Annotated in this window: 22 protein-coding genes; 12 read left to right on the forward strand and 10 right to left on the reverse strand. The window is 70.9% G+C overall.

Annotated elements, in window-relative coordinates:
* Positions 1-68: 68 nt before the first annotated feature.
* Positions 69-329, reverse strand: coding sequence for a hypothetical protein (locus ACSC1Q_RS29705; RefSeq protein WP_436761985.1), 261 nt, complete (start codon positions 327-329; stop codon positions 69-71).
* Positions 330-537: 208 nt separating this feature from the next.
* The gene (locus ACSC1Q_RS29710) at positions 538-1,227 is read right to left on the reverse strand and encodes a GntR family transcriptional regulator (RefSeq protein ID WP_436761986.1); all 690 of its coding nucleotides are present in this window, start codon (positions 1,225-1,227) and stop codon (positions 538-540) included.
* A 139-nt stretch (positions 1,228-1,366) separates the two neighbouring features.
* Between ACSC1Q_RS29710 and ACSC1Q_RS29715 the strand changes: the two genes are divergently transcribed.
* The 8 genes from ACSC1Q_RS29715 (at position 1,367) to ACSC1Q_RS29750 (ending at position 8,915) form a co-directional block, all read left to right on the forward strand.
* Positions 1,367-2,170: an FAD binding domain-containing protein gene (locus tag ACSC1Q_RS29715; protein WP_436761987.1), complete on the forward strand. Its 804-nt coding sequence runs from the start codon at positions 1,367-1,369 to the stop codon at positions 2,168-2,170.
* A gap of 27 nt (positions 2,171-2,197) precedes the next feature.
* Positions 2,198-2,707 (forward strand): (2Fe-2S)-binding protein, encoded by a 510-nt coding sequence (locus ACSC1Q_RS29720; protein WP_436761988.1) that lies wholly within the window; start codon positions 2,198-2,200, stop codon positions 2,705-2,707.
* Positions 2,704-4,089: a xanthine dehydrogenase family protein molybdopterin-binding subunit gene (locus tag ACSC1Q_RS29725; RefSeq protein ID WP_436761989.1), complete on the forward strand. Its 1,386-nt coding sequence runs from the start codon at positions 2,704-2,706 to the stop codon at positions 4,087-4,089. The genes ACSC1Q_RS29720 and ACSC1Q_RS29725 overlap by 4 nt, the downstream gene beginning before the upstream one ends.
* Before the next feature lie 3 nt (positions 4,090-4,092).
* Positions 4,093-5,130, forward strand: a complete 1,038-nt coding sequence (locus ACSC1Q_RS29730; RefSeq protein WP_436761990.1) for a xanthine dehydrogenase family protein molybdopterin-binding subunit — start codon at positions 4,093-4,095, stop codon at positions 5,128-5,130.
* Between the two features lie 39 nt (positions 5,131-5,169).
* Entirely contained in the window at positions 5,170-5,472 is a 303-nt protein-coding gene (locus ACSC1Q_RS29735) for an EthD family reductase (RefSeq protein WP_350975212.1), read from the forward strand.
* A 209-nt stretch (positions 5,473-5,681) separates the two neighbouring features.
* The gene (locus ACSC1Q_RS29740) at positions 5,682-6,548 is read left to right on the forward strand and encodes an AAA family ATPase (protein WP_436761991.1); all 867 of its coding nucleotides are present in this window, start codon (positions 5,682-5,684) and stop codon (positions 6,546-6,548) included.
* Positions 6,549-6,697: 149 nt separating this feature from the next.
* Complete coding sequence (locus tag ACSC1Q_RS29745) at positions 6,698-7,936, forward strand: vWA domain-containing protein (protein ID WP_436761992.1); 1,239 nt, start codon at positions 6,698-6,700, stop codon at positions 7,934-7,936.
* Between the two features lie 64 nt (positions 7,937-8,000).
* Positions 8,001-8,915: an amidohydrolase family protein gene (locus ACSC1Q_RS29750; protein WP_436761993.1), complete on the forward strand. Its 915-nt coding sequence runs from the start codon at positions 8,001-8,003 to the stop codon at positions 8,913-8,915.
* A 72-nt stretch (positions 8,916-8,987) separates the two neighbouring features.
* On the opposite strand, the gene ACSC1Q_RS29755 is transcribed toward ACSC1Q_RS29750, so the two are convergent.
* Entirely contained in the window at positions 8,988-9,716 is a 729-nt protein-coding gene (locus ACSC1Q_RS29755) for a class I SAM-dependent DNA methyltransferase (protein ID WP_436761994.1), read from the reverse strand.
* A gap of 124 nt (positions 9,717-9,840) precedes the next feature.
* Complete coding sequence (locus ACSC1Q_RS29760) at positions 9,841-11,055, reverse strand: serine hydrolase domain-containing protein (protein ID WP_436761995.1); 1,215 nt, start codon at positions 11,053-11,055, stop codon at positions 9,841-9,843.
* A 387-nt stretch (positions 11,056-11,442) separates the two neighbouring features.
* On the opposite strand from ACSC1Q_RS29760, the gene ACSC1Q_RS29765 reads away from it, so the two are divergent.
* On the forward strand, positions 11,443-12,123 hold the full coding sequence (locus ACSC1Q_RS29765; protein WP_436761996.1) for a GbsR/MarR family transcriptional regulator: 681 nt from the start codon (positions 11,443-11,445) through the stop codon (positions 12,121-12,123).
* A 135-nt stretch (positions 12,124-12,258) separates the two neighbouring features.
* Here the strand turns inward: ACSC1Q_RS29765 and ACSC1Q_RS29770 are convergent, their stop codons facing one another.
* A complete protein-coding gene (locus tag ACSC1Q_RS29770; protein ID WP_436761997.1) occupies positions 12,259-12,435 on the reverse strand; it encodes a hypothetical protein in 177 nt (58 codons plus the stop codon).
* A 211-nt stretch (positions 12,436-12,646) separates the two neighbouring features.
* Here ACSC1Q_RS29770 and ACSC1Q_RS29775 point away from each other — a divergent pair, with 211 nt between their 5' ends.
* Positions 12,647-13,228, forward strand: coding sequence for a Shedu immune nuclease family protein (locus ACSC1Q_RS29775; protein WP_436761998.1), 582 nt, complete (start codon positions 12,647-12,649; stop codon positions 13,226-13,228).
* Positions 13,229-13,468: 240 nt separating this feature from the next.
* Here ACSC1Q_RS29775 and ACSC1Q_RS29780 read toward each other — a convergent pair whose 3' ends face one another.
* The 3 genes from ACSC1Q_RS29780 to ACSC1Q_RS29790 all read right to left on the reverse strand — a co-directional run bounded on the left by ACSC1Q_RS29780 (position 13,469) and on the right by ACSC1Q_RS29790 (position 17,740).
* Positions 13,469-16,330 carry a vitamin B12-dependent ribonucleotide reductase gene (locus ACSC1Q_RS29780; RefSeq protein WP_436761999.1) on the reverse strand — a complete coding sequence of 954 codons (2,862 nt, stop codon included), beginning with the start codon at positions 16,328-16,330 and terminating at the stop codon, positions 13,469-13,471.
* A gap of 84 nt (positions 16,331-16,414) precedes the next feature.
* On the reverse strand, positions 16,415-16,876 hold the full coding sequence (gene nrdR / locus ACSC1Q_RS29785) for a transcriptional regulator NrdR (protein WP_350975203.1): 462 nt from the start codon (positions 16,874-16,876) through the stop codon (positions 16,415-16,417).
* Positions 16,877-17,473: 597 nt separating this feature from the next.
* Positions 17,474-17,740 (reverse strand): LysM peptidoglycan-binding domain-containing protein, encoded by a 267-nt coding sequence (locus ACSC1Q_RS29790; RefSeq protein WP_436762000.1) that lies wholly within the window; start codon positions 17,738-17,740, stop codon positions 17,474-17,476.
* A gap of 700 nt (positions 17,741-18,440) precedes the next feature.
* Here ACSC1Q_RS29790 and lexA point away from each other — a divergent pair.
* Entirely contained in the window at positions 18,441-19,151 is a 711-nt protein-coding gene (gene lexA / locus ACSC1Q_RS29795; RefSeq protein ID WP_350975199.1) for a transcriptional repressor LexA, read from the forward strand.
* Between the two features lie 555 nt (positions 19,152-19,706).
* On the opposite strand, the gene leuS is transcribed toward lexA, so the two are convergent.
* A complete protein-coding gene (leuS, locus tag ACSC1Q_RS29800; RefSeq protein WP_436762006.1) occupies positions 19,707-22,175 on the reverse strand; it encodes a leucine--tRNA ligase in 2,469 nt (822 codons plus the stop codon).
* A gap of 551 nt (positions 22,176-22,726) precedes the next feature.
* Here leuS and ACSC1Q_RS29805 point away from each other — a divergent pair.
* The gene (locus ACSC1Q_RS29805) at positions 22,727-25,693 is read left to right on the forward strand and encodes a hypothetical protein (protein ID WP_436762001.1); all 2,967 of its coding nucleotides are present in this window, start codon (positions 22,727-22,729) and stop codon (positions 25,691-25,693) included.
* 19 nt (positions 25,694-25,712) lie between these two features.
* On the opposite strand, the gene ACSC1Q_RS29810 is transcribed toward ACSC1Q_RS29805, so the two are convergent.
* Positions 25,713-26,120: cytochrome P450 (locus ACSC1Q_RS29810; protein ID WP_436762002.1), on the reverse strand; the 408-nt coding region annotated here is incomplete at its 5' end.

The raw sequence follows: 26,120 nt of genomic DNA on the forward strand, positions 1-26,120 counted from the left end.
CGCGACGGCCTCGCGACGGCCTGGACGGCGAACCGCCCGGAGGCGCGGCCTCCGGGCGGTTCCGATCGTCACTTCTCGTCGTCGTTGTCCGGTGTCTGCGACAGCGCGCTGGCCGCGGCGGACTTCTCCGTGTCACCCTGGTCCGGGTCCGACAGCGTCCTGGACGAGGCCGACGCCGCCTCCGCACCGGTCTCACCGTGGCTCTCCGGGGCCTGCGACAGCGCGCTGGCGGCGGCGGACTTCTCCTCCTCGGTGGCGTTCGGGTCGGCCAGCGTCTTGGCCGCGGCCGTCGCCGCCTCGGAACCGGTCTGTCCGGAGTTGCTCGTCACGATCTCACCTTTCCTCGAACCGTATCCGCGTCCCTCGTCTCCCGAGCCGGGCGGCGGGGTCATGCGTACGACCTCGCCGTCCGTCCGCGGCGGGCGCCGGCCCCTCACAAGGATCGGGCACCCGCCGTTCCGGCCGGTGATGACGACAGCCCGGTCCGGCTACCCCGGTCTCCGGGTTCCAAGCACGAATCCCCCGATATGCGGTAATTCAGCCGGCAGCGGTGTCGCGGATCCTGCCGTGGGCGTCGTGCGGCAGGTCGGCGTAGTGCCACTGGTGGTCGCGGGCGTGCTTGCAGGCCGTCTCCAGGTCGCCGCGCTCGATCACCGCCAGCAGGTCGGCGTGGTCGCGGGCGATGTCGTGGAGGTCCACGCCGGTCGCGAGCATCGTGACCGACGTGCGCGCCTCGATCTGCAGCCCCTCCCAGGAGAGCCTGAGCAGCTCGTTCCGAGCGGCCTCGACGACGCGCCGGTGGAAGGACACGCTCGCCCGCACGGACGCCTCGACGTCGCCCTCGTCGGCGGCGGCCCGCATCGCCGCCACGTCCGAGCCGAGCGCCTCCAGCGGGACGGTCCCGGCGAGGATGGCCAGCCGGATGGCCGTCTCCTCCAGCGCGGCCCGCACGACGTAGCTCTCCCTGAGCGTCTCGTGGACGAAGGGGCGCACGAAGGTGCCCCTGCGCGGCTGGGTCTCCACCAGCCGCATGACCTCCAGCTCGCGCAGGGCCTCGCGGACGGGGGCCTGGCTCGTGCCGTACGTCGCCGCGAGACGCGTCTCCACCAGTCGCTCACCGGGCCCGAACTGGCCGGAGACGATCCGGCTGACCAGCGAGTCGCGGATCTGCCGCGACAGCGTCAGCCTCGGCAGCATGGAGGGCTCCCCGGTCGTCTCCTCGGTCATGGAGCGCATCCTATCGAGTGTCGATTCTCGTTCATCGATCTCCTCTTGACCTCCCCTTGACTCCAGAACTGATCCCAGCCTACGGTTCCGATAATCAATTATCGATAGTTAACCCACTTGTAACGCAGGGGGTCCGGACATGATGATCCAGGCGGTCCACGTGCCGGAGTCCGCCGAGGCCGTGGCGGTCCACTCGGCGAGGGGCGGCCAGATCATGGGCGGCGGCACCGTCGTGATGCCGCTGGTCAGCGGCGGGGCCGCGACCGGGAGCGAGCTGATCAGCCTGCGAAGGGCCGGGCTGGCCGGGATCGAGGTCCGCGACGGCGTCGCCAGGATCGGCGCGGCGGCCCCGCTCTCCTCCGTCGAGGAGCACCCCGGACTCGGCTTCCTGCGCCCGGCGATACGCACCATCGCCTCCCCCACGATCCGCAACCTGGCGACCGTGGGCGGCAACCTGTTCGTCGCGCAGCCGTACGGCGATCTGGCGGTCTGCCTGCTCGCCCTCGACGCGGTGTGCGAGATCGCCGGGCCCGGCGGGCGGCGCGAGGCCCCGGTGGCCGACGTGCTCGCCTCGGGGGTCGCGGCGGGCGAGTTCGTCACGGCGGTGACGGCGGCCGTGCCGGAACCGGGGACCTGGTACTACCACAAGGCCATGCGCCGCAGGCTCAACTCGGCGTCCATCGTGACCGTCGCCTCCGTGACACGCACCGAGGACGGCGTGGTGAGCGCGACCAGGATCGCCCTCGGCGGCGTCGCCCCGCGCCCGGTGCGCGCGGTGTCGGCCGAGCGGCTGCTGGCGGGCCGCCCGCTGAGCCCCGAGGTCCTGACCGAGGCCGGGGAGGCCGCCCGCTCCGACGCGGCGCCCTTCGACGACGCCTACGCCAGCGCGTGGTACCGGGCGCGCGTCCTGCCCGTGCACCTGCGCCGGGCCTTCACCGGCTAGCACTCACCTCTCAGAAAGGGCCGGACAATGTCGTCACAGATCGTCTCGCTCGTCGTCAACGGCGAACCCCGGGAGTTCATCGCCAGACCGGGGACCACTCTCCTGGCGACCCTGCGCGACGCGCTGGGGCTCACGGCCGCCAAGCGCGGCTGCGCGCAGGGCGGCTGCGGCACCTGCACCGTGCTGGTCGACGACCTGCCCGTGACGGCGTGCCTGGTCTCCGTGGAAACGGTCTCGGGCTGCTCGGTCCGCACCCTTGAGGGGGTCGCCGCCGGCGGGGACCTCGACGAGGTGCAGAGCGCCTTCGTCGACAACTTCGCCACCCAGTGCGGGTTCTGCACGGCGGGCATGATCATGGTCGCCGAGGCCCTGCTGGACCGCAACCCCGACCCGACCAAGGAGGACGTGGCCGAGGCGATCTCGGGCAACGTCTGCCGGTGCACCGGCTACCAGCCCATCATGATCGCCATCCTGGACGCGGCCCGGCGCAGGCGCGGGGAGAGCGCGGGAAGCGCGGAGACGGCGGTGTCGCGATGACCTACCGGCTCGCCCCCATCGACAAGGGCTCCTTCGCCGCCGAGCGCGAGGACGACTTCACCGTCATCGGCTCGGTCGTCCAGCGCTCCGACGCGCGGGGACACGTCACCGGCAGGACCGAGTTCTTCGAGGACGTCGCCCCCCGGGGGATGCTGCACCTGAAGATGCACCGCTCGGCCCGCCACCACGCCAGGATCGGGAACGTCGACCTGACCGCCGCCCTGGAGGTGCCCGGCGTCACGCGGATCCTCACCCACGCCGACATCCCGAACAACATCTACACGCCGCTCAAGCTGATCGGCGTCGGGCCGGACGACGAGCCGATCCTGGCCGTGGACAAGGTCCGCTACCTCGGCGAGCCGATCTGCGCGGTGGTCGCCGAGTCCGAGGCGGCGGCCCTGGAGGGCGCGGCCAGGATCAGGGTGGAGTACGAGGACCTGCCCGCCGTCTTCGACGTCGAGGAGGCCCTGGCGGAGGGCGCGCCGCTGGTCAACGAGTACCACGGCCGCAACTTCTTCACGTACGAGGGACACCACTGCCGGCGGATCAGGTTCGGCGACGTGGAGAAGGCGTTCGGGGAGGCCGACCACGTCTTCGAGTGGCGCTACGAGTCGGCGCCGATCGAGCAGGCCCCCACGGAGACCACCGGCTGCGTGGTGATCCCGCAGGCCGACGGCCGGTTGCGCGTCCACTCCGACACCCAGGCGTGCTTCTTCACCCTCGACAACACCGCGCTGATCCTGGAGACCCCGTTCAACAAGCTGCGCGTCGTCGGCGGGACGGTCGGCGGGGGCTTCGGCGGCAAGGTCGACGTCGTCGTCGAGCCGGTCGCGTGCGTGGCCGCCATGGTGACCGACCGCCCGGTCAAGTTCGTCTACAGCAGGTACGAGGAGATGCAGGTCTCCTCACCGCGCGCGGCCGAGCGCATCTACATCAAGGACGCCGTGACGGCCGGCGGCCGGATCATCGGCCGCAAGGTCACGCTGTACGTCGACTCCGGCGCCTACGCCCGGCACACCCCGTACGGCACCACCAAGGCCGCCGCCCACATGCCGGGGCCGTACTCGATCCCGAACGTGTGGGCCGACTGCCACTGCGTGTTCACCAACCGCACGCCGTCCAGCGCGATGCGCGGGTTCGGCGTGACCATCGGCGACTTCGCGCTGGAGTCGCAGATGGACCGGATCGCGCGGGCCCTGTCCATGGACCCGCTGCAACTGCGCCTCCTCAACGCCTACCGCGACGGGGACGTGAAGGCCCACCGCAAGGTCGCCGAGGGCACCGCGCTGGTCGAAGTGATCCAGAAGGCCGCGGAGATGTCCGGGCACGAGCTGCCCGAGGCGTACCGCCGGATGTCCTCGACGACACGAGAGGGGCTGTAGGCCATGGCCAGGCTGCGCGGGCGCGGATACGCGTCGGTCAACTACCCGACCGGCATGAACCTCGGCGGCGACCCGTCACAGGCGCTGATCCACGCCACGACCACGGGCACGTTCGTGATCACGCTGTCCTCGGTGGACCTCGGCCAGGGCATCAAGACGATCGCCGCGCAGTGCGCCGCCGAGACGCTCGGCCTGCCGATCGAGAACGTCCTGGTCAACACCGCCGACACCGACACCGGCCCGCACTGCATGGGGACCTTCGCCAGCCGGGGCACCCACCGCGTCGGCAACGCCGTCATCATGGCGGCGGCCGAGGCTCGCGGCGTGATGCTGGAGGTCGCGGCCGAGGAGCTGGAGGTCGACGCCGGGGACCTGGAGACCGACGGCACCGGCGTCATCAAGCTCAAGGGCTCGGACCAGCCGAGCATCCACATCACCGACCTCGCCCTCGCCGCGCACTTCAAGCACGGCCGTACGATCTCCGGGCGCGGCATCTTCCTCAAGGAGCCGAGCACGCCGGTGCCCGAGACGGGAGAGATGGACCCCGACTCGTGCCAGGCGCACGCGTGCACGGTCGCCGTCGTCGAGGTGGACGACGAGACCGGGACGGTCGAGGTGCTGGAGCTGTACAACGCCTACGAGATCGGCCGGGCGCTCAACCCGGCGATGGCGACCCAGCAGGTCGAGGGCGGCGCCTGGATGGGCATGTCGCACGCCCTGTTCGAGACCACCGAGCCCTACTACCCCCGGCGCGACCACGGGCCCCGCGACTTCGCCGACTATCTGATGCCGGGACCGGCCGACATTCCCGTACAGCACAGCCTGTTCCTGGAGCGTCCGGCGGGCAACGGGCCCTACGGTGCCAAGGGCATCGGCGAGATGACCGCCAACGCGCCGATCCCGGCCATCGCCAACGCCATCTTCGACGCCTGCGGTGTACGTGTCACGGCGATGCCCTTCACCCCCGAACGCGTCCTGCGCGGGCTGGACGCCCTGCGCGAGGACGTCCCGCGCGAGGTGTCCTCGCCCGGGAACGCCTGAACACCTGAGAACCCATCCGATCCGGAGGAACCGATAACCATGCTGAAAGTCGTCTCACTGCTCAAGCGCGCGGAGAACCTGTCCCACGAGGAGTTCGCGAAGTGGGTCGTGGAGGACCACGTCGAGTTCGCCAGGAAGCTCCCCGGGCTGCGCAAGTACACGGTGAGCGTCAGCAACGGCGAGGACGCCGCGTTCGACTCGGTGAACGAGCTCTACTTCGACGACGACGAGGCCCGCGTGGCCGCGTTCGGCTCCGAACACGGCAAGGCCGCCGCGGCCGACGCCGCCGCGCACACCACCCAGCGGATCCACCTGCTCACGACCGAGCACGCGCAACTGTGACGCCTGCCGGGGGCTCCCCGGTGGCCGGCGGGTTCCCCCCGGCCACCGGCGAACCCTTCTCGGCGTCCGGCGGCTCCCCGGCGGCTGGCGGGTCCTCGCCGGGCGGCTCGCCATCGGGCCCGTCATCCGCCCCGTCATCCGGCCCGTCATCCGGCAGGGCCTCCTCGGTGGCCGGCGGAACCTCTTCGGAGGCCGGTGGGGGTTCCTCGGTGGGCCGCCTCCTGGACGAGCGCGCGCTCGCCTCGGCGCTCGAACGGGAGGGATACTTCGCCGACGAGGGACTCTGCACCGCCGTCCACCTGGCGCTGCGGCTGGGCCGGCCGCTGCTGCTCGAAGGGGAACCCGGCGTCGGGAAGACCGAGATCGCCACGGTGCTCTCCCGCGTCGTCGGCCGGGAGCTCATCCGGCTCCAGTGCTTCGAGGGGCTGGACTCCGGACAGGCGCTGTACGAGTGGGACTATCCCAAGCAGCTCCTGCGGGTCCGGGTGGCCGAGAGCCGCGGCCAGGAGGTCGGCGACCTCTACCGCGAGGAGTTCCTGCTGCGGCGGCCGCTGCTGCGCGCCCTGGAGACCGATCGCGGCGCGGTCCTGCTGATCGACGAGATCGACCGCGCCGACAGCGAGTTCGAGGCGTTCCTGCTGGAGTTCCTGGGCGACTTCCAGATCACCGTCCCCGAGCTGGGCACCATCAGGGCGCGCACGCCGCCGGTCGTGGTGCTCACCTCCAACCGGACCCGCGAGCTGCACGACGCGCTCAAGCGGCGATGCCTCTACCACTGGATCGCCTTCCCCGAGGTCGACCGCGAGCGGGCGATCCTGCGCGCGGCCGTACCCGGCCTGGAGGAGCGGGCGGCGGAGGGGCTGGTACGCGCCGTCCAGCGGGTACGCGGGTTGCCGCTGCTCAAACGGCCCGGCATCGCCGAGTCCGTGGAGTGGGCCAGGGGCGCGGTCGCCCTGGCCGAGGGCGGCAGCCCCTGGCCCGTGGCGCTGCGCCGCGCCCTCGGCCTGCTCATCAAGGACGAGGAGGACACCCGGCTGCTCGTCGGGCACGCGGAGGAGCTCTTCGGCGATGCCTGAGCCCACCGGCCACCGAGAACCCTCGACCGCCCCCACGGTAAACCCGTCCCGCGACACCGGACCCACCCCCCTCACAGTGGGCGACGCCGGGCCTGCCGCCCTCGCGAGGAAGCCGTCCCGCGACGCCGAGCCCGTCAAACGGTCCGGCGATGCCTGAGCCCGCCGCCCTCGCGGGAGGGTCCCCCGGCGACGCCGGGCCCGTCACCCTCGCGGCCGGTCACGTGTGGGGGTTCCTGTCCGCGCTGCGCGCCGCGGGCGTGACCACCGCGCTGCCGAAACAGGCCGACCTGCTGCGGGTCGTCGGCGAGTCGCCGCCGCGCGACCTGACCGCCCTGTACTGGTACGCCCGGATCACCCTGTTGCACGACATCGAGGAGCTCGCCGCGTTCGACCGGGTCTTCACCGCGTGGTTCCGGCAGGGCGGCCTCCCCGACGCCGTACCGCCGCCCCCCGCCGGGGAGAGCGACGTCCCCTCCCCCCAGGGGCCGGGCGAGGACGACCCCGCCCCGCGAGAGGTGCTGCCCGGCGACGGCGTCGAGGCCAGCACGCTCAGCACGTACGGCAGGCGGGACTTCGACCCGGCCGGCGACCGGTGGCGCCCGGTCACCCGGGCGCTGGAGGCCGCCTGGCCCGCCGTACTGCCCTCGACCCCGTCGAGGCGGCGGCGCCCGGCGCGGACCGGCGACCGGCTGGACGTGCGGCACGCCTGGCGGCGGGCGCACCGCCACGACGGGGAGATCATCGAGCTGCGCCGGCGCGCCCGCCCCCCGCGCCCGCGCCGCCTGCTCATCCTGGTCGACGTCTCGGGCTCGCTGCGACGGCACACCCCCGACCTGCTCCGCCTGGCGCACACGGCGCTGCGCGCGGCACCGGCCCGTACCGAGGTCTTCACCTTCGGCACCAGGCTCACCAGGATCACCTCCGCGCTGTCGTACCCTCACACCGGCCGGGCGTTGCGAGCGGTGTCCGAGCAGGTGACGGACGCCGACGGCGGCACCGCGATCGGGGCGGCGCTGCGGGAGTTCCTGGGCGTCCCGCGGTTCGTGGCGCTCGCGAGGGGCGCGCTCGTGATCGTGCTGTCCGACGGGCTCGAACGCGGCGACCACGTCCCCATGGTCCGCGCGACCGCCCGCCTGTCCCGGCTGAGCCACCGGCTCGTCTGGTGGTCGCCGCTGGCGTGCTCGCCCACCTACAGCCCGGTCACGCGCGCCATGGCCGCCCAGCTCCCCCACCTGGACCACCTCGGCGGCGTGAGTGACCTGCCCACCGCCCTCGCGGAGGTCCGCCGCCTCCCGGCGGTCCTGTCCGGCCCCCGGCGCGCGGCCGCCAGGCTGTGGCCGCCTCCAAACCCCGCTCCACGCCCTGCTCAACAGGGAACCCGCTCATGACATCCCCCACGGACAGGTCCCTCCGCGGGGCCGAGGCCGGGGGTCTCCACGCCGGAGGTATCCGATGAACGACACCACCCCCCGTCCGGCTCCCACCGGGATCGTCGACGCGCACCACCATATCTGGCGCGCCGCCGACCTGCCCTGGCTCCAGGGCGAGATGATCCCGCGCATCTTCGGCCCCTACGAACCGATCCGCCGCGACTACCCGGTGTCGGAGTACGTCGAGGAGGCCACCGCCTGCGGCATCACCTCCGCGGTCTACGTGCAGGCCAACTGGCCGCTCGACCGCGCCCTGGACGAGGTGCGCTGGCTGAGCGAGACGCACGCCGAGACCGGCTGGCCGACGGCCGTGATCGGCTCCGCGGACCTCTTCGACGAGGGCGCGGCCGACGTGATGCGCCGCCAGGCCGCGCTCACCCCGCTGATGAGGGGCACCCGGCTGCAGCTGCACTGGCACGAGCGGCCGGAGTTCCGTTTCGCCTCCGGCCCCGACCGCATGAAGGATCCCGTCTTCCGCCGCAACATCGCCTCGCTCGCCGACCTCGGCTGGCTGTTCGAGCTCCAGGTGTTCTCCGGGCAGATGGCCGACGCCGCGAGCTTCGTCGACGACTTCCCGGACGTCACGTTCGTCCTGGTCCACGCGGGGATGCTCGACGACTTCGAGGCGTCCAGGGTGGCGGAGTGGAAACGCGGCCTGAGACTGCTGGCCGAACGGCCCAACGTCGTGGTGAAGCTCACCGGCCAGGGCACGTTCGTGCACCGCGTGGACCGCTCGCTGATCGAGACGGTCACGGACACCTGCCTGGAGGCCTTCGGCTCGCACCGCTGCATGTGGGGGAGCAACTTCCCGATCGAGAAGATCTGGACCGGCCTGCCCACCCTGGTCTCCACCTGGCAGGAGGTCCTCGCCCGCCGCTCCCCCCAGGTCGTCCAGAACGTCTTCGCCGCGACCGCCCGCCGGGTCTACCGCCTGTGAGAGCCGTACGGGGCCGACTCCGGCCTCCCTCGCGGCAGGGCACGTGTTCGGCACGGGGTATCCAGGACAGCGCTAGGGCCGCCGCCAGACCGAGATGTGGCTTCTGCTGTCGCCGGTGAAGGGCTCGCGCCTCCAGCCGGCCCATCGCTCGCGCAGGGTCATCCCGGCGAGCCGCGCCATGAGGTCCAGCTCGGACGGCCATACGTAGCGGTGCGGCGACGACCGGGTCTCAAGCCGGCCGTCCACCACCCAGTAGTGATGGGAGAACGCGATCTGCGACGCGACGTCGTACTCCTCGAAGCCGAGGTGGGCCGGGGTCACGGTGAAGGGGTGGACGGTCTGGCCGGGCGGGAGACGCCGGAGTTCCGGGACGTAGACCTCGATGACGAAGAGGCCGCCGGGTTCCAGGTGCGCCGCCACGTTGCGAAAGCACTCGACCTGCTCGTCCTGCGTGGTCAGGTTCGTGATCGTGTTGCGCACAAGGTACGCGAGCCGGAAGGCGCCGCCCGGCCCCGTGGTCGCGAAGTCGCCGACGGTCACGCCGACGCTCTCCGCGCCGGGCTTGGCCCGCAGCCGCGCCACCATGGCCGTCGACAGTTCGATCCCGTGCACGCGAACGCCTCGTCGGCTGAGCGGCAACGCGATGCGGCCGGTACCGATGCCGAGTTCGAGAGCCGTGCCCGATCCCGCCAGATCGGCGAGGAAGTCGACGGCCGGGTCGACGACCGCCGGGTCGAACAGTTCCGGCCACTTGGCCTCGTAGGTTTCCGCTGTCCGTTCGTCAAAATTGTTCTCCGGCACGGATCCACTGTGACCACAGACCCCTCGTGGCCGCCACCCGTTAACTCCGGCCGCCCAGCCGGGCCGTGCGTGCCCGGCCACACGGCCCGCAGCCGCGACAGCCTCGTCGGCCTGGCCCCGGTTGTCATCGGCTCCGGTTCGTACCGGCCGGGCAGAATTCGGCGGCGAGCGCGTCGGTGAAGACGCTGAGCGGGGCCCAGTCACCGTTGACCTGGGTGGTGAGGCGGTGTTCGCCGTCGCGGGTGCCCATGGCGTAGCTCCAGGAGCCGTAGGTGGCGCCGGCGTTGCCCCAGACGCTGGTGCCGCAGGGCAGCTCCTGTTCGAAGACGCCCAGACCGTAGCGCGTGCCGGGGATCCAGTTCGCTCCTTCGGTGGGGACGGTGGTGAGCATCTCGCGCAGTTGCGCGGGAGGCAGGACGCGCCCGCCGAACAGGGCGGCGAAGAACCGGTTGAGGTCGGCGGTGGTGGAGATGACACCGCCGGCGGACCAGGCGAAGGACTGGTTCATCCGGGTGGCGTCGTGGACGGCGGGCCGGGGGTCGCGGGAGAACAGGATGGAGTAGTGCACCGGGTGCGGGCCGCGGATCCCGGGGTCGGTGCGGGGCAGGGAGGTGCCGGTCAGGCGCAGGGGGCGGATGACGGTCCGGATGAGTTCCTGTTCGAACGTCCTGCCCGTCGCCTTCTCGACGATCATCGCGGCGAGGATGTAGTTGGTGTTGGAGTACTTGAAACTCCGGCCCGGCTCGCCGGTGGGCGGGTGGGCGAGGGCGATCCCCACCAGCTTTTCCGGGGTGTGGGTGTCGTAGCGGTGCTCGAACCACTCGGGACCGACGCCCGTGGCGAAGAACGCCGGGTCGTCGGAGTAGGCGTAGACGCCGCTGGTCTGGTTGAGCAGTTGCCTGACGGTGATCCTGTCGGGCTCGTAGGCGCTGTTGTCGAACAGGCCGGGCAGCCACGTGTCCAGGGTGTCGTCGAGGCTCAGCCTGCCTTCGGCCGCGAGCTTGAGCACCACGGTGGCGGTGAAGGCCTTGGAGGCGCTGCCGATGCGGAACCGCTCGTTCCGCCGGCGCTCGCGTCCGGTCCCGGTGTCGGACACGCCCGCCGAGCCGAACCAGGAGCGGCGGCCGTCGCGGACGTCGGCGACCATGCCGGGAGCGAGCTTGGCGGCCACCGCCTGGTCAAGCACCTGCTGCACCCCGGGATGTCCGGGAGCGGACGCGGTGGCGGACGACGCGGTGGCAGGCGACGCGATGGCAGGCGACGCGGTGATGGGCAGGGCCGTGGCGGCCAGGGTCGCGGCGGCGAGTAGCGCCGCCTTGGCGGACTGCGATGCGATCACGTCGGTTCCTTTCGAGGGATGGAGGGATGGGGCGGCGGGATGCCGTCCGCCGGGGCGAGCCGAGGCCGACGGTCCACCGGGTGGCCGTGAACCTCGCCTGTCACACCACCCGCGCGCTCGCCCGCCGGGAGGTTCGCCCGAAACGACGCCGGGACTTCGTGGGGATTCCCATCGGGAGCGTTGGGCCCGCGACATTCGATCTTTACAACAAACAAAAAGCTAACTTGCATTCACAAAACTGTCAATGCAAAAAAGTCTCTCAGGCAGGCACTTTATCGAGCTTGCAATGGCGATGACCGTGAACGCAAGCGGACAAACTTGCAATGAGATGAATGCGAATGCAAGAATGCCCCCGTCCTCGCGCGTACGACCAGGAAGGCGCCGCCCATGCCCGGAGGCAGGCTGACCCACCAGGAGCGTCGGCAGATCGCCGACGGGCTGGCCGGAGGGCTCACCCACACCGAGATCGCCGCCCGTCTGAACCGGCCGCTGTCCACCGTCTCGCGCGAGGTGGCCCGAAACGGCGGCCCCGATCGCTACCAGGCCGACCAGGCGCACCAGGCCACCCGTGAACGCGCCCGCAGACGTCCGCCGCCCCCCGGGGAACGTGACCGTGAAGCGGTCGACGATCTGGAGGAGAGGTTCACCACACTCATGATCAACACCGGGTTGTCGCGGATGACCGCCCGCGTCCTCGCCGGCCTCTACCTCACCGACAGCGGCAGCCTCACCGCGGCCGAGCTCGCCCGCAGGCTGCGGGTCAGTCCCGCCTCCATCTCCAAGGCCGTCGGCGAGCTCGAACGGCAGGAGCTGATCCGCCGCGAACGCGACCCCCGCCGGCGGCGCGACCGCTACGTCATCGACGCCGACGCCTGGTTCCGCGGCTGGATGGCCAGTGCCCGCCAGAACACGCTGCTGGCCGACTTCGCCCGCCAGGGAGCGGCGACGCTCGGAGTCACCTCACCCGCCGGGACCCGGTTACGGGACATCGGCGACTTCTTCGACCATGTCGGCCACGCGATGCTGCAAGCGGCCGAGCAGTGGCGCCAGGCCTACGGCGCCAAGTGAGCACCCATGTCCGAACAGTCGCGTGCGAAGCCGTGAGGGTCAGGCCTGTCCATCCGATCTACCCGACGCCGCTCTTGCGCCCGGGGACACCGGGGCAGTGCGCCTGATTCCAAAGATGCGGTACTCCTCGGGCGATCACGCCAGCCAGACCGCGTTACGGCGGTGCCGTGCCGGCGGAACGTCGAGATCCTCCAGCGCCTCGTCGGCGGGACAGTCATCGACCGCGGCGTTGACCACCTGACGAATCACCGCGGCAGAACGGCGAAGTCGCCGCCGTTCCCGGCGCTCTTCGACGCCCGCCTGTCGCGACACGAATCGATCATGAGGATCAACCCGCGCCCAGGAGTGGACGACAGTCCCGCGGCGGACGAGTTCTGGGCGCGGCCGGCGACCGTCCCGGACGGCCTCCTCCAGGCACGCGCCGCTGTACCGCAGATCAACGACAGTCACCGACCGCCAGGGACCACCGGACACATGACCGGTACCGGAACGCGATCGGGAAACATGATGGACGGTGCGGGACATGGGACTCCCCGATGACACCGCCAGGTATATCCTGACGGGCTACCTGAAGCCCTTGGGTCCTGTTGACCGCTCCTCATGCATGGCCGAGACGATAACAACCGCGCCGGCTCACCCGTTTCATCCCTCAGTTCTGGCTGACAACCGAGTTCTGTCGGTGGCGTTCGGAGTCCCAGATCCGGAAAACACTCACCGGCGCATAGTGGCTGTTCGGCGGCGGGTTGTTGGCCAGTCCCTACGCCGTAGGCTGACCCGCGGCCTGGAACTCGACATCTCGTCGCTCCGCCCCGACGGCGTTCTGCGCGTGGCCGAACTGAAACGCGCCACCGTCAAGGTCATTGCCAGCCACCGGACATCGACCATCCCCACCAAAAAAGTGCACGAAGGTGTAGCCCAGGCACAGAACTATCTGAAACTCCTCGACGAGAACCTTGACGCGATCCTCGGCCACGGCGTTGACACCCGTCGCGCGACAGCCGTTCTTGTCATCATCGGCCACCCCGCTTTCCCTGAAGCTCGGATCAACGAGACCCTACGTGTCCACAGTTCTCACCTTTCACGAATCACGGTCGTCCACCTATAAGCAACTCCTCGATACGGCGGAACGCACTCTTGATCTGGCCGATCCGTCGGCGCCCGATCTCGCCTGGCCGGCCATCCGTCATCCATGCCTCATGGGCTGACGAGACAGCAGGAGCGGGAAGCCCGGTACCGGGCTTCCCGCTCCTCTTCGATTACCCCCTCAGCGCGACAAAGCCGTCAGGCGCCTGTTTCATATGGAGGATTAGGTGGATTTTCCCACGATGTCGTATCTCGATCCGTTTTAGCTGCAGCCGCTGGTGGAGCCGCAGCCCTCGCAGACGTAGCAGCTGCCGGCCGGGCGCATCTTGGTGCCGCAGGTCATGCAGAGCGGCGCGTCGGCGGTGCGGCCCTGGTGGGACTCCAGGGAGCCGGTGCGGCGCGGGGTCTCCACGGGTGCCGCCTCGGGGCGGGACTTCGGCTCCTCGACGGGGGCCGACTCGATGGAGGCCGTCTCGATGGGGGCCGAGGTGGCGAGTTCGGCGATGACCTCGTCGGCGGTGTGGATCGGGGCCGGGTCCTCACCGCGCTGCTGGGCGGCGCGCTCGGAGGCGGAGAAGATCCCGAGGGCGGCGCGGTCGTCGTAGGGCAGGTGGTCCAGGGCCAGCCGGCGGAAGATGTAGTCCATCACCGAGGCGGCGATGCGGACGTCCGGGTCGTCGGTCATGCCGGCCGGGTCGAAGCGCATGTTGACGAACTTGCCGACGTACGTCTCCAGCGGCACCCCGTACTGCAGGCCGATGGAGATGGCGACCGAGAACGCGTCCATGACGCCCGCGAGGGTCGAGCCCTGCTTGGACATCTTCAGGAAGACCTCGCCGAGACCGTCGTCGGGGTAGGACGAGGCGGTCATGTAACCCTTGGCGCCTCCCACGGTGAAGCGGGTGGTGGTGCTGGGGCGCTGGTTCGGCATCCGGCGCCGGGTCGGGCGGCTGATCTCCACGACCTGGATCTCCGGCTCGGCGGGCCTCTCCTTCTCCTCGGTCTTCTTGCCCGAGCCCGAGACCGAGAGGGGCTGGCCGACCTTGCAGTTGTCGCGGTAGACGGCGAGGGCCTTGAGGCCGAGCTTCCAGCCCTCCATGTAGACCTGCTCGATGTCCTCGATCGTCGCGGACTCGGGAAGGTTCACCGTCTTGGAGATCGCCCCGGACAGGAACGGCTGGGCCGCGGCCATCATCCGGACGTGGCCCATCGGGGCGATCGCGCGCTCGCCCATGGCGCAGTCGAACACCTCGTAGTGCTCGCGCCGCAGCCCGGGGGCGTCGACGACGTGGCCGTGCTCGGCGATGAACTCGACGATCGCCTCGACCTGCTCCTCCTGGTAGCCCAGCCGCCGCAGCGCGCGCGGGATCGTCTGGTTGACGATCTGCATGGAGCCGCCACCGACGAGCTTCTTGAACTTGACCAGGGCGAGGTCGGGCTCGATGCCGGTGGTGTCGCAGTCCATCATCAGGCCGATGGTGCCGGTCGGGGCGAGGAGCGAGGCCTGGGCGTTGCGGTAGCCGTTGCGGTCGCCGAGCCGCAGGCACTCGATCCACTGCCTGGAGGCCTCGCGGTGGATGGCCCCGTCGATCTCGTCGAACGTGCGCAGGGCCTCGTTCGCGTCGTTGTGCTTGCGCATGACCCGCTTGTGCGCGTCGGCGTTGCGGGCGTAGCCGTCGTACGGGCCCACGACCGCGGCCAGCTCGGCGCTGCGGCGGTAGGAGACGCCGGTCATCAGCGAGGTGATGGCCCCGGCGACCGCGCGGCCGCCGTCGGAGTCGTAGGCGTGGCCGGTGGCCATGAGCAGCGCGCCGAGGTTGGCGTAGCCGATGCCCAGCTGGCGGTAGGCGCGGGTGGTCTCGTCGATCTTCTCGGTCGGGAAGTCGGCGAAGGTGATGGAGACGTCCATCGCGGTGATGACCAGCTCGGTGATCTTCACGAAGTTCGCGATGTCGAAGGTGTCGTCGTCCTTCAGGAACTTCAGCAGGTTGATGCTCGCCAGGTTGCACGAGGAGTTGTCGAGGTGCAGGTATTCGGAGCAGGGGTTGCTCGCGGTGATGCGGCCCGTCTCCGGGCTGGTGTGCCAGTCGTTGATCGTGTCGTCGTACTGGACGCCGGGGTCGGCGCACTCCCACGCCGCCTTGCCCATCTTGCGGAACAGCCCTCTGGCGTCGACCTTCTCGATGACCTCGCCGGTGAGGCGGGCGCGCAGGCCGAACTCCTCGCCGTTCTCCACCGCGCGCATGAACTCGTCGGAGACGCGCACGGAGTTGTTGGCGTTCTGGTACTGGACGGAGACGATGTCCTTGCCGCCCAGGTCCATGTCGAACCCGGCGTCGCGGAGGGCGCGGACCTTGTCCTCCTCGCGCGCCTTGGTCTCGACGAACTCCTCGATGTCGGGGTGGTCGACGTCGAGGACGACCATCTTGGCGGCGCGGCGGGTGGCGCCCCCGGACTTGATCGTCCCGGCGGAGGCGTCGGCGCCGCGCATGAAGGAGACCGGGCCGCTCGCGGTGCCGCCGCTGGAGAGCAGCTCCTTGGAGGAACGGATCCGGGAGAGGTTGACGCCGGAGCCCGACCCTCCCTTGAAGATCACGCCCTCTTCCTTGTACCAGTCGAGGATCGACTCCATCTGGTCGTCGACGGCCAGGATGAAACAGGCGCTGACCTGCTGCGGCGACGCGGTGCCGACGTTGAACCAGACGGGCGAGTTGAAGCTGAAGACCTGGTTGACCAGAGCGTGCTTGAGCTCGTGGTCGAAGATCTCGGCGTCCTCGTCACCGGCGAAGTAGCCGTGCTCGACCGCCGTACGGGTGTAGACGCCCACCACCCGGTCGACGAGCTGCTTGAGGCTCCACTCCCGCTGCGGGGTGCCGACCGCGCCGCGGAAGTATTTGGTGGTCACGATGTTGGCGGCGTTGACCGACCACGACTGGGGGAACTCCACGCCGCGCTGCTCGAAGTTGATCGAGCCGTCGCGCCAGTTGGTCATGACGATGTCACGGCGCTCCCAGGTCAGCTCGTCATAGGGATGGACGCCTGGCGTGGTGAAGACGCGCTTCATCCTCAGGCCCTTACGCGGCCTCTTGCTCCCACGTGTCACCGCGCCGACAGTCTCCGTCATGACTTCCCCCTCCTGGGGCTCCGTAGAACCCTCGAATCGGACCACACCAACGCGCCGCCTCACCCCCGGCGCCCGGGGTCTGCATCAGTCCTGCCCGGTGGAGCGCTCCGCCCGGAGCTTCTCGATCTCCGCCTCGAAGTCGGCCAGCGTCTCGAATCCGCGGTAGACGGAGGCGAACCGCAGGTACGCCACCTCGTCCAGCTCGCGGAGCGGGCCCAGGATGGCCAGCCCGACCTCGTGGGCCGCGATCTCGGCGCATCCGGTGGCCCGGATGCTCTCCTCGACCCGCTGGCCCAGCTGCGCCAGGGAGTCCTCGCTGACGGACCGCCCCTGGCAGGCCCGCCGGACCCCGGCGATCACCTTCTCCCTGAAGAACGGCTCCGTCACACCGCTTCGCTTGCTCACCATGAGCAGGACGGTCTCCTGCGTGGTGAACCTGCGCCCGCATTCCGAGCACGTGCGCCTGCGGCGGATGGCTCCACCGTCCTCGGTGGCCCGGCTGTCGATGACCCGCGTGTCCAGATGGCGACAGAACGGACAATGCACGCGTGTCGCCTCCTTGACTACCGAAGCGGCCGACCCACCTCACCTACCCACGGCGCGCACGCCTAGACGCTCGCGCACACATCTTCGAATAGTCGAGATGCGGTAATGGAACCACAATCTGTGGTGAAGGGTTGCGATACAGCCACTAGATGTTGTGGTCCAACCGTAGAAGTGCGCGACCATGAACGCAAGTTGAAACGACCTTGCCGGACGAAGTCGCTGATCAGCCGTCACATCCCGGCGTGTCGCCACCCGGGCGAGGCCCCTCCCACCCCGGGCGCCCCTTCCCTCACATCCGCCCCGGGCGATCTGTCAGGCGAAAGGCCCCGCGCCTCTCTCCCGCCCCCGCCGGACCGCACCCTGGAATCCCTCTCCCGCGCCCGTCGACCGCCCCTCGGACCTCTCCCCCGCCCGCCGACCACCTCGGGCCCCACCCTCGCCCGCCGACCGCCTCGGGCCCCTCTCCCGCGTACGCCGACCGCTCCTCGAACCCGTCCCCCGCGTGGACCGACCGCCCCTCGGGCCCTTCTCTCCCGCTCGCCGACCGCCCCTCGCGCATGCCGCCCCACCCCCACCTCGGGGTGGCCCTCCCGGGCCTCAGCGGACGAGGCCCTCGGGGAGATAGAGCCGGGTCCCCGGCCGGACCTCGGGGCCGGGCAGCCCGTTGAGGTCCATGACACGACGGACCGTCGGGCCGGCGTCGGCCTCCTCGGTCAACGCGTCCGCGATCTCCCACAGCGTGTCGCCCGCGTGCACCGTGATCCGGGGAAGACCCTCAAGATCCGGCCGCCCGCCCGCCGAGGCCATGTCGATGCGCCCGCCGATCCAGAGCACCCCCAGGGTGAACAGCGCGAGCACCGCCACCGCCACGATCCTTCCACGCCTGGTGAGCCGGAGTGGCCGCCGGACGGGCGCGGGACGGTCGACTCCGGAGCGGCGGACCCGCGCCGCGGGCGCCACCGCCGATCGCGCCGCCGGCCTCGGCCTGGATCCGGACCCCCGCCCCGGCTCCCGATCGACCGCCCGCCCCGACCCCCGCTTCGTCTCACGCCCGGACGTCCGCCCGGACACCCGCTCGGGCGTACGCCCGGACCCCGGCCCGGACCTTTGTGCCGCCCCGCGGCCGGCTCGCGGCCCCGGCACCGGCCCCCGGTCGGATCCCGGCCCCGCCCCGGACCCCGGACCCGCCTCGGGCCTTCGCGCGGACTCCGGCGCGAGGCTCCGCTCCGGCCCCGATCCCGGCTCCGGTCTCGGGGGCGGCACGAGCCGCAGGCGCGGCGCCTCCGGTGATCGCCGCGCGGCCCGGGATGCCGGCGCGGTCCTGGATCGCGGTGTCGTCGTGGTCGGTTTCATGGTGACCCCCATCCCCTCGACCTGGCCGAACACATGTCGAAGAAAGATCGGCGAATCGAACACGATGTCGATCGAACTCCCGTACGATGTTGTACACCACGGCGTCGCCGATTTCGAGGACATTCGAACAATTGTTTGAATATGATCTTCGGCCGAGGTATGGTCGCTGTGTGCGACGCGTCAGATACAGACCGGGAGGCGAGGAGTTCGTATGAGCCAGCACAACGAGAACGGTTCGGCCGCCAGCGACCTGGCGGTGCGAAGGCGTGACTCCCTTGGCCTCACCCCCAGGCAGCGGAAGATCCTTGAGGTGATCCGCGATTCCGTGCAGCAGCGCGGCTATCCGCCGTCCATGCGGGAGATCGGTGAGGCGGTGCAGCTCACCAGCACCTCCAGCGTGTCGCACCAGCTGACGGCTTTGCAGCGCAAGGGCTACCTGCGGCGTGACCCGCACCGCCCCCGCGCCCTGGAGGTCCGCCTTCCCGGCGAGCCCGTGCTGTGGGTGGATCCCGACTCCGGCGAGGACGAGGCTCCGGTCAGCCGCCCGACCGCCGCCTACGTCCCCCTGGTCGGCCGGATCGCCGCCGGTGGCCCCATCCTCGCCGAGGAGAGCATCGAGGACGTCTTCGCCCTGCCCAAGCAGCTCGTCGGCGAGGGCACGCTCTTCCTCCTCCAGGTGACCGGTGACTCGATGATCGAGGCCGCCATCGCCAACGGCGACTGGGTGGTCGTACGCCAGCAGCCGGTCGCCGACAACGGCGACGTGGTCGCGGCGATGATCGACGGCGAGGCCACGGTCAAGACCTTCAAGCGCAGAGACGGCCATGTCTGGCTGGTCCCGCACAACCCCAACTACGACCCGATCCCGGGTGACGAGGCCACCGTGCTCGGCAAGGTCGTCGCGGTCCTCCGCAAGCTCTGACGCGAGCGTCCCCGGCGACCCCGGACCGTTCTCCGCGTCCGCCGGTTTCCGGGTGGCTTTCGGACCGTTCTCCGCGTCCGCCGGTTTCCGTGTCCGCCTGGCTCACCGGCGGGTCTTCGCATCCGCCGGGCGAGCTCCGGAAGACACCGTTCCGGCGCGAGTTCCACACCACGCGCCTCCAGCCTCCGCACGACAGCCGGAGGACGCGCGACACGCCGGAGGGGCGGGGTCCCGACATCGGGACCCCGCCCCTCCGGCGTTTTCGGATGAAGGGTGAAGGGACGCCTCGGAAGATCCCACGTCAACGGACACCGGCACGCTGATCGATAGAGCGGAGATGAGCGCCGGAAGCCCGGCGGGTGACCGGGAGCGGGGACCCGCCGGTGAGCCGCTCGGGAGTCGTCCATCCGATGGGCGACCCCCGAGCACCTCCGGTCCGCGTTCCGGCAGCGGCCTTCGAGACCACGCGCCGCGGCCTCACCCACCACACGACGGCCTTGCCCGGCCGCCCGCTCCACGGCTCCCAGGGGACGAGGTCGACCGGCTCACGACCCCCTAGGGGACGATGTTGACCAGCTTGGGGGCGCGGACGATCACCTTGCGCGGCGTACCGGACAGGAAGGACCGGACCTTCTCCGACCCCAGGGCCAGCGCCTCCAGGTCCGCCTCGGAGATCTCCGGGGAGACCTCCAGCCGGTCGCGCACCTTGCCCGCGACCTGGACGACACAGGTGACCGACTCCTGGACCAGCAGCGCCGGGTCGGCCACCGGCCAGCCCGCGGTGGCGACCGAGGCGGAGTGTCCCAGCCGCTCCCAGCCCTCCTCCGCCGCGTACGGCGCGACCAGGGACAGCATGACCGCCAGGGTCTCGGCGGCCTCCCTGACCGCCGGGTCGGCCGCGCCGGGCCCGGAGTCGATGGCCTTGCGGGCCGCGCTCGTCAGCTCCATCATGCGGGCCACCGCGACGTTGAAGCGGTGGGAGTCGACCAGCTTGGTGACCTCGTCGATCGTGTGGTGGACGACCTTGCGCAGGTTCAGGTCTCCGGCGGTGACGTCCACTCCGGGCGCCGAGGCCGCACCGGCCTCGGCCATCACGCGGAACGCGCGGGCCAGGAACTTCTGCGACGCCGCCGGGGAGACGTCGGCCCAGTCGATGTCGTCCTCGGGCGGTCCGGCGAAGACGACGGTGAGCCTGACCGCGTCGACACCGTAGGCGTCGATCTGCTGCCCCAGGTCGACGCCGTTGCCCAGTGACTTGGACATCGCCTTGCCCTGGTTGATGACCTGCCCCTGGTTCAGCAGGCGGGTGAAGGGCTCGACGAAGTCGACCATCCCCATGTCGTGCAGGACCTTGGTGAAGAACCTGGAGTACAGCAGGTGCAGCACGGCGTGCTCGACGCCGCCGATGTACTGGTCGATCGGGCCCCACCTGCGCACGCGCTCGACGTCGAACGGGCCCTCGTCGTAGGCCGGGTCGACGTAGCGCAGGAAGTACCAGGAGGAGTCGACGAAGGTGTCCATCGTGTCGGTGTCGCGCTTGGCCGGGCCGCCGCACTTGGGACAGGAGACGTTGACCCAGTCCTCGGCCGAGGCCAGCGGGGATACGCCCTTGGGTGCCAGGGCCTCGCCGCGCATGTCGGGCAGGGTGACGGGCAGCTGGTCGTCGGGGACGGGGACCTCGCCGCAGTCGGCGCAGTGGATGATCGGGATCGGGCAGCCCCAGAAGCGCTGGCGGGACAGCAGCCAGTCGCGCAGCCGGAAGTTGACCGTGAACCGTCCGGTGCCCCGCTCGCTCAGCACCTCGATGATCTTCCGGATCGCCTCGGTCTTGGCCAGGCCGTCCAGCGGGCCGGAGTTGACCATCGCGCCGTCACCGCTGGTGGCGATGCCGGTCTCGCCGGGATCGGCCAGGCCGGTGTGCACGACCACCCGCACCGGCAGGTCGAAGGCGCGGGCGAAGTCCAGGTCGCGCTGGTCGTGCGCGGGCACGGCCATGATGGCGCCATGGCCGTAGTCGGACAGCACGTAGTCGGCCGCCCAGACCGGCATGCGCTCGCCGTTGACCGGGTTGACGGCGTACCGGCCCAGGAAGACGCCGGTCTTCTCCTTCTCGGTGGACAGCCGGTCGATGTCGGACAGCTTGGACACCTCGACCCGGTAGGCCTCGAACGCCTCGCGCCGGTCGTCGGTGACGATCTCCTCGGCCAGCGGCGCGTCCGGGGCGACCACGAAGAAGGTGGCGCCGTACAGGGTGTCGGGACGGGTGGTGTAGACGGTGACCGGCTCGTCGCGGCCCTCGATCACGAAGTTGACGTCGGCGCCCTCGGACCGGCCGATCCAGTTGCGCTGCATGGTCAGCACGCGCTCGGACCAACCGCCCTCCAGCAGGGCCATGTCGTCCAGCAGCCGGTCGGCGTAGTCAGTGATCTTGAAATACCACTGGGTCAGCTCGCGGCGGACGACCTCGGCGCCGCAGCGCTCGCACCTGCCGTCCTTGACCTGCTCGTTGGCCAGCACGGTCTGGTCGTTCGGGCACCAGTTGACCAGGCCGCCCTTGCGGTAGGCCAGGCCGCGCTCGAAGAACCGGTTGAACAGCCACTGGGTCCACTTGTAGTACGAGGTGTCGCTGGTGTGCAGGCGACGGGACCAGTCGAAGGAGATCGCGTAGCGCCGGTAGGAGTTGGCCTGGGTCTCGATGTTGGCGTAGGTCCACTCCGCCGGGTGCGCGTTGTGCTTGATCGCGGCGTTCTCGGCGGGCAGGCCGAAGGAGTCCCAGCCGACGGGGTGCAGCACGTTGTAGCCGCGCTGGACCCAGTAGCGGGAGATGACGTCGCCCAGGGCGAACACCTCGGCGTGTCCCATGTGCAGGTCACCCGAGGGGTAGGAGAACATGTCGAGCATGTAGCGCCGCTCACGCGGGTCGGCGGGGTCGTCGGAGGCCCGGAAGGGGTCCAGTTCCTCCCACCTGCGCTGCCACTTGACCTGCAGTGCCTGCGGGTCATAGTGCTGCTCGTCGCTCTGCATGTCGGCTCGCTCGCTCACGTCGGTTTCCTCGGGGTGTGTCTGCGTGGGATGGTCTGGCCCGTCCGGCCCAATGCAAAAACCCCCCGCTCACGCGGAGGGCAGCCGCATCGGCAGGGCGCTCAGGGACGGGGAGGCCGATGCGGCCCGATAAGCAGGGTCGCGGCACGCATAGACCAAGACTATCGCAGCCCGCAAGGCGTATTCGTGGCCAGCGAAAACGGGGCCGATCGCGGCAAGCGGGGGACAGGATCCGGCCAGGTCGGCAGAATGGGGTTCTCGTACTCGCGGGACAACGAGACTCGATGGCTATACGCCTGTTGTGACCTCGTATGTCTCTCACGTTTACTCTTCTAACCGTGGCACATTCAGCAGAGCCGGGGCAGGGCCCGGATCCGATGGAGGTCGGCCTGCCCATGCAGGATCCACCGACCGATCCCACCGGACTCCAGTTCAGGGGGGCGTTCTCCGGTTTCCCTGCGAGCCCCCCCGTCTCACGTGAGACCATGCCCAATACGCCTAATTCGGGCACCCGCGCGGGAGGTAAGGAAAGCATGGCCTCGGAGCAGTCCAGCCAGTCCCACCTGCCTTCGGCATGGCCGGAGGCTGCCGAGCCGTCGCCCTCGTGGACGAACGACCCCCTCGGCACCGGCCCCCGGCTTCCCCGCCCGCAGGACGAGCCGCGAGGCGGCAACGGCTCCTCGTGGCAGACCTCACCCGCCTCGCCCGCCTCGGCCGGTGGAGGGCAGCCCCCTTCCGCCTCCCCGGCGGATTCTCCCGGTGGACGGCCCCAGGGGGCCCCGCCCCACGGCGGCGGCCGTCCGCAGAGCCCGCAGGCCGACGGCTGGGCACAGGCGACCAGCCCGCAGAACAACGGATGGACACAGGCGCCGTCCCCCCGGACCGACAGCTGGTCGGATGCTTTCAGCCCGCGCAACGACGGCTGGGCACAGGCGTCCAACTCCTATGGCGACAGCTGGGCACAGGCCTCCGGCCCGCAGGGCTCAAGCCCGCTGAACGACGGCTGGGCACAGGCCTCAGGCTCCCAGGGATCAGGCCCGCAGAACGACGGCCGGGCACAGGCTTCCGGCCCACAGGCTTCCGGCACGCAGGGTGACGGCTGGGCACAGGCCTCCAGCCCGCGGGACGCCGACACCTCGCACCAGACCTCTCCAGGCAACGGATGGCCGCAGCCCACCCCCTCCCAGGACGGCTGGGCGCAGGCGAGCGACCCGTCCAACGGCGGCCGGCCCAGCACCACACCTCCCGACGACAGCCGTCCGCAGAGCCCACAGAGCCCGCAGGCCGACGGCTGGGCACAGGCGTCCAACCCGCGCGACGACGGCTGGGCGCGGGCGTCGGCCCCCCAGAGTGACGGCTGGGCACAAGCCTCCGGCCCGCAGGGTTCAAGCCCGCTGAACGACGGCTGGGCACAAGCCTCCGGCCCGCAGGGTTCAAGCCCGCTGAACGACGGCTGGGCACAAGCCTCCGGCCCGCAGGGTTCAGGCACGCAGAACGACGGCTGGGCGCAGGCTTCCGGCCCGCAGGGCACCGACACCTCACACCAGACCTCCCCCGGCAACGGATGGCCGCAGCCCACCCCCTCCCAGGACGGATGGGCACAGGCCTCGGGCCCGCAGGCCGACGGTGGCCACCCGTCCTCCCCGAACAACGGATGGCCTCAGTCCACCCCGTCGCAGGACGGCGACGCGCAGCACACCTCCACCCCCCAGGCCGGTTCCTCCAACGGCTGGGCGCAGGCCACCTCACCGGCCGGCGGCGGCTGGCCCGACACCACGCCCCCCGACGACGGCCGTACGCAGAGCCCGCAAGCCGATCGCTGGACGCAGTCAGGCCCGCAGAACAACGGATGGGCGCAGGAGTCCAGCCCGCAGGGTGACGCGCGCCGACAGGGTTCCGGCGCGGCGGCGGGCGAGACGTGGCAGGCCGCCGCGCCGGGGCACGACGCCCCCGCCTGGCCTCCGGCACAGACCACGGAGAACGGCGGGTGGCCGCCCGCTGCCCCGCCGACGGAGAACGCCCCCTGGCCGCCCGCGGCCCCGGCGGGCGGTGGCGCGTGGCCTCCGGCCTCCCCCTCGGGAGACGCGGGTCCCGCCGAGGCGCAGACCTCGGCGTTCTCCCCTTCCTGGACGGGCGGCGACGCTCCGGCCGCTCCCTTCGGGAACGCCCACCCCGGTGCCCCTCAGGGAGGTGCTCAGGGCGCCCCCTCCGGCGTCGCCCCCGGTGGCCCCTCCTTCGCGGGCGCCTCACCTGACGGCGCCCCCCCGAACGGCACTCCGAACGGCGCCCTGAACGGCGACGGCGCCGAGAACGCGCGGCGCAGCTACGGCGTGCCGGACACCCCCGCCATGTGGGCCCTCGCGGCGAACGCGGCGGCCTCCAACGCGCCCGCTCCCCAAGGAGCCCCCGTTCACCCCGGAGCCGGCCCCCCGCCGCCCCAGACCCAGCCCGGCCAGCCTGGACACGCAGGCCAGCCCGGACAAGCAGGTCAGCCCGGACAAGCAGGTCAGCCCGGACAAGCAGGTCAGCCCGGACAAGCAGGTCAGCCCGGTGGTCACCCGGGTCAGCCCGGACACACGGGGCACCCCGGCCAGCCCGCGCATCCGGGCCAGCCCGGCCATCACCTGAGCCGCGACCCGTCCGACCCGAACAGGCCGTTCGTCACCGCGGGCCAGATCAGCGGCCCGAAGACCCCTCCGCCCGAGCGCCAGCAGGAGCTGTGGAACACGGTCTTCGGCGACAACTACCAGGCCATCGAGGACGAGGACGAGCTCGGGGAGCGCGGACGGCCGGTCTGGATCTTCGCGCTGGCCGGGTCCGTGGCCATCGCGCTGCTCGGCGCGGTGCTCTGGGCGTTCCTGGCCGGGCCGCTGGCCGGCGGTGAGGAGATCGCCTCCGACCCCAAGCCCTCGGCGGCGACCACCAAGAAGCCGGCCAAGCCCGCCGCCATCGGCCGCCTGCCGCGCTTCACCGGCGACGCGTCGCCGGTGGCCGGCACGCTCACCGACCAGCAGGCGGGGATCACCCTGGCGCGGCTCGGCGCCCCCTGGCGGCAGGACCAGCGGCCCGGCATGCCCGCCTCCTACGGCTTCACGACCCGCCAGTACCTCCCGGCGGGTACGGACTCCACGGGCAAGACCCAGTTCGCGCAGCTGATGTCGGGCCCGCTCTCCCAGCGCCTGAAGAGCAAGTACACCTCGCCGGAGAACCTCGCACCGGTGATCAACGCGGTGGCCTCCAGCGGGCGCAACAAGTTCTTCCCCGAGGGCAACACCGCCCGCAAGACCGCCCAGCAGACCCTGTCGGTGAACGGCCTGCCCGGTCAGCTCGCGGCGTACGAGATCACCTCGGGCGACTCGAAGACGACCATGGTCGTGGCGGCGGTGAGCACCGGGGCCGACCTGCCCTCGATCGTCTACATGTCGGTGCCGGACAGCAAGAAGGAGTTGCTCCCCGACGTCAACACCGTCTTCAAGTCGATCCGCGCGGCGGGACAGTGACCGAAACCACCGGAGAGCCCTAGAAGGCGCACTCCATCCGCTTGATCCCGTTGATGAAACTGGAGTGGAGCCGCTCGGGGGCGCCGCCCTCGATCCGCGGGACGCGGCGGAGCAACTCACGGAACATCACGGTGATCTCGCGGCGGGCGAGGTGGGCGCCCAGGCAGAAGTGCGGCCCAGGGCCGCCGAAGCCGATGTGGGGGTTGGGGCTGCGGGTGATGTCGAAGCGGAGCGGGTCGGCGAAGACGCGCTCGTCGCGGTTGGCGGCCCAGTAGTAGAACACCACCTTCTCGCCCGCGCGATAGAGGTGGCCGTTCATCTCGTGGTCGCGGGTGACCTTGCGCCGCATGTAGTTGACCGGCGAGGCGAGGCGGACGATCTCCTCGACGGCACCGGGAAGGCGACCGTCGAGGTCCTGGAGCAGCAG

It is taken from the genome of Streptosporangium heterodermiicola, assembly GCF_051390675.1.
In the GTDB taxonomy this organism is placed as follows: Bacteria; Actinomycetota; Actinomycetes; order Streptosporangiales; family Streptosporangiaceae; genus Streptosporangium.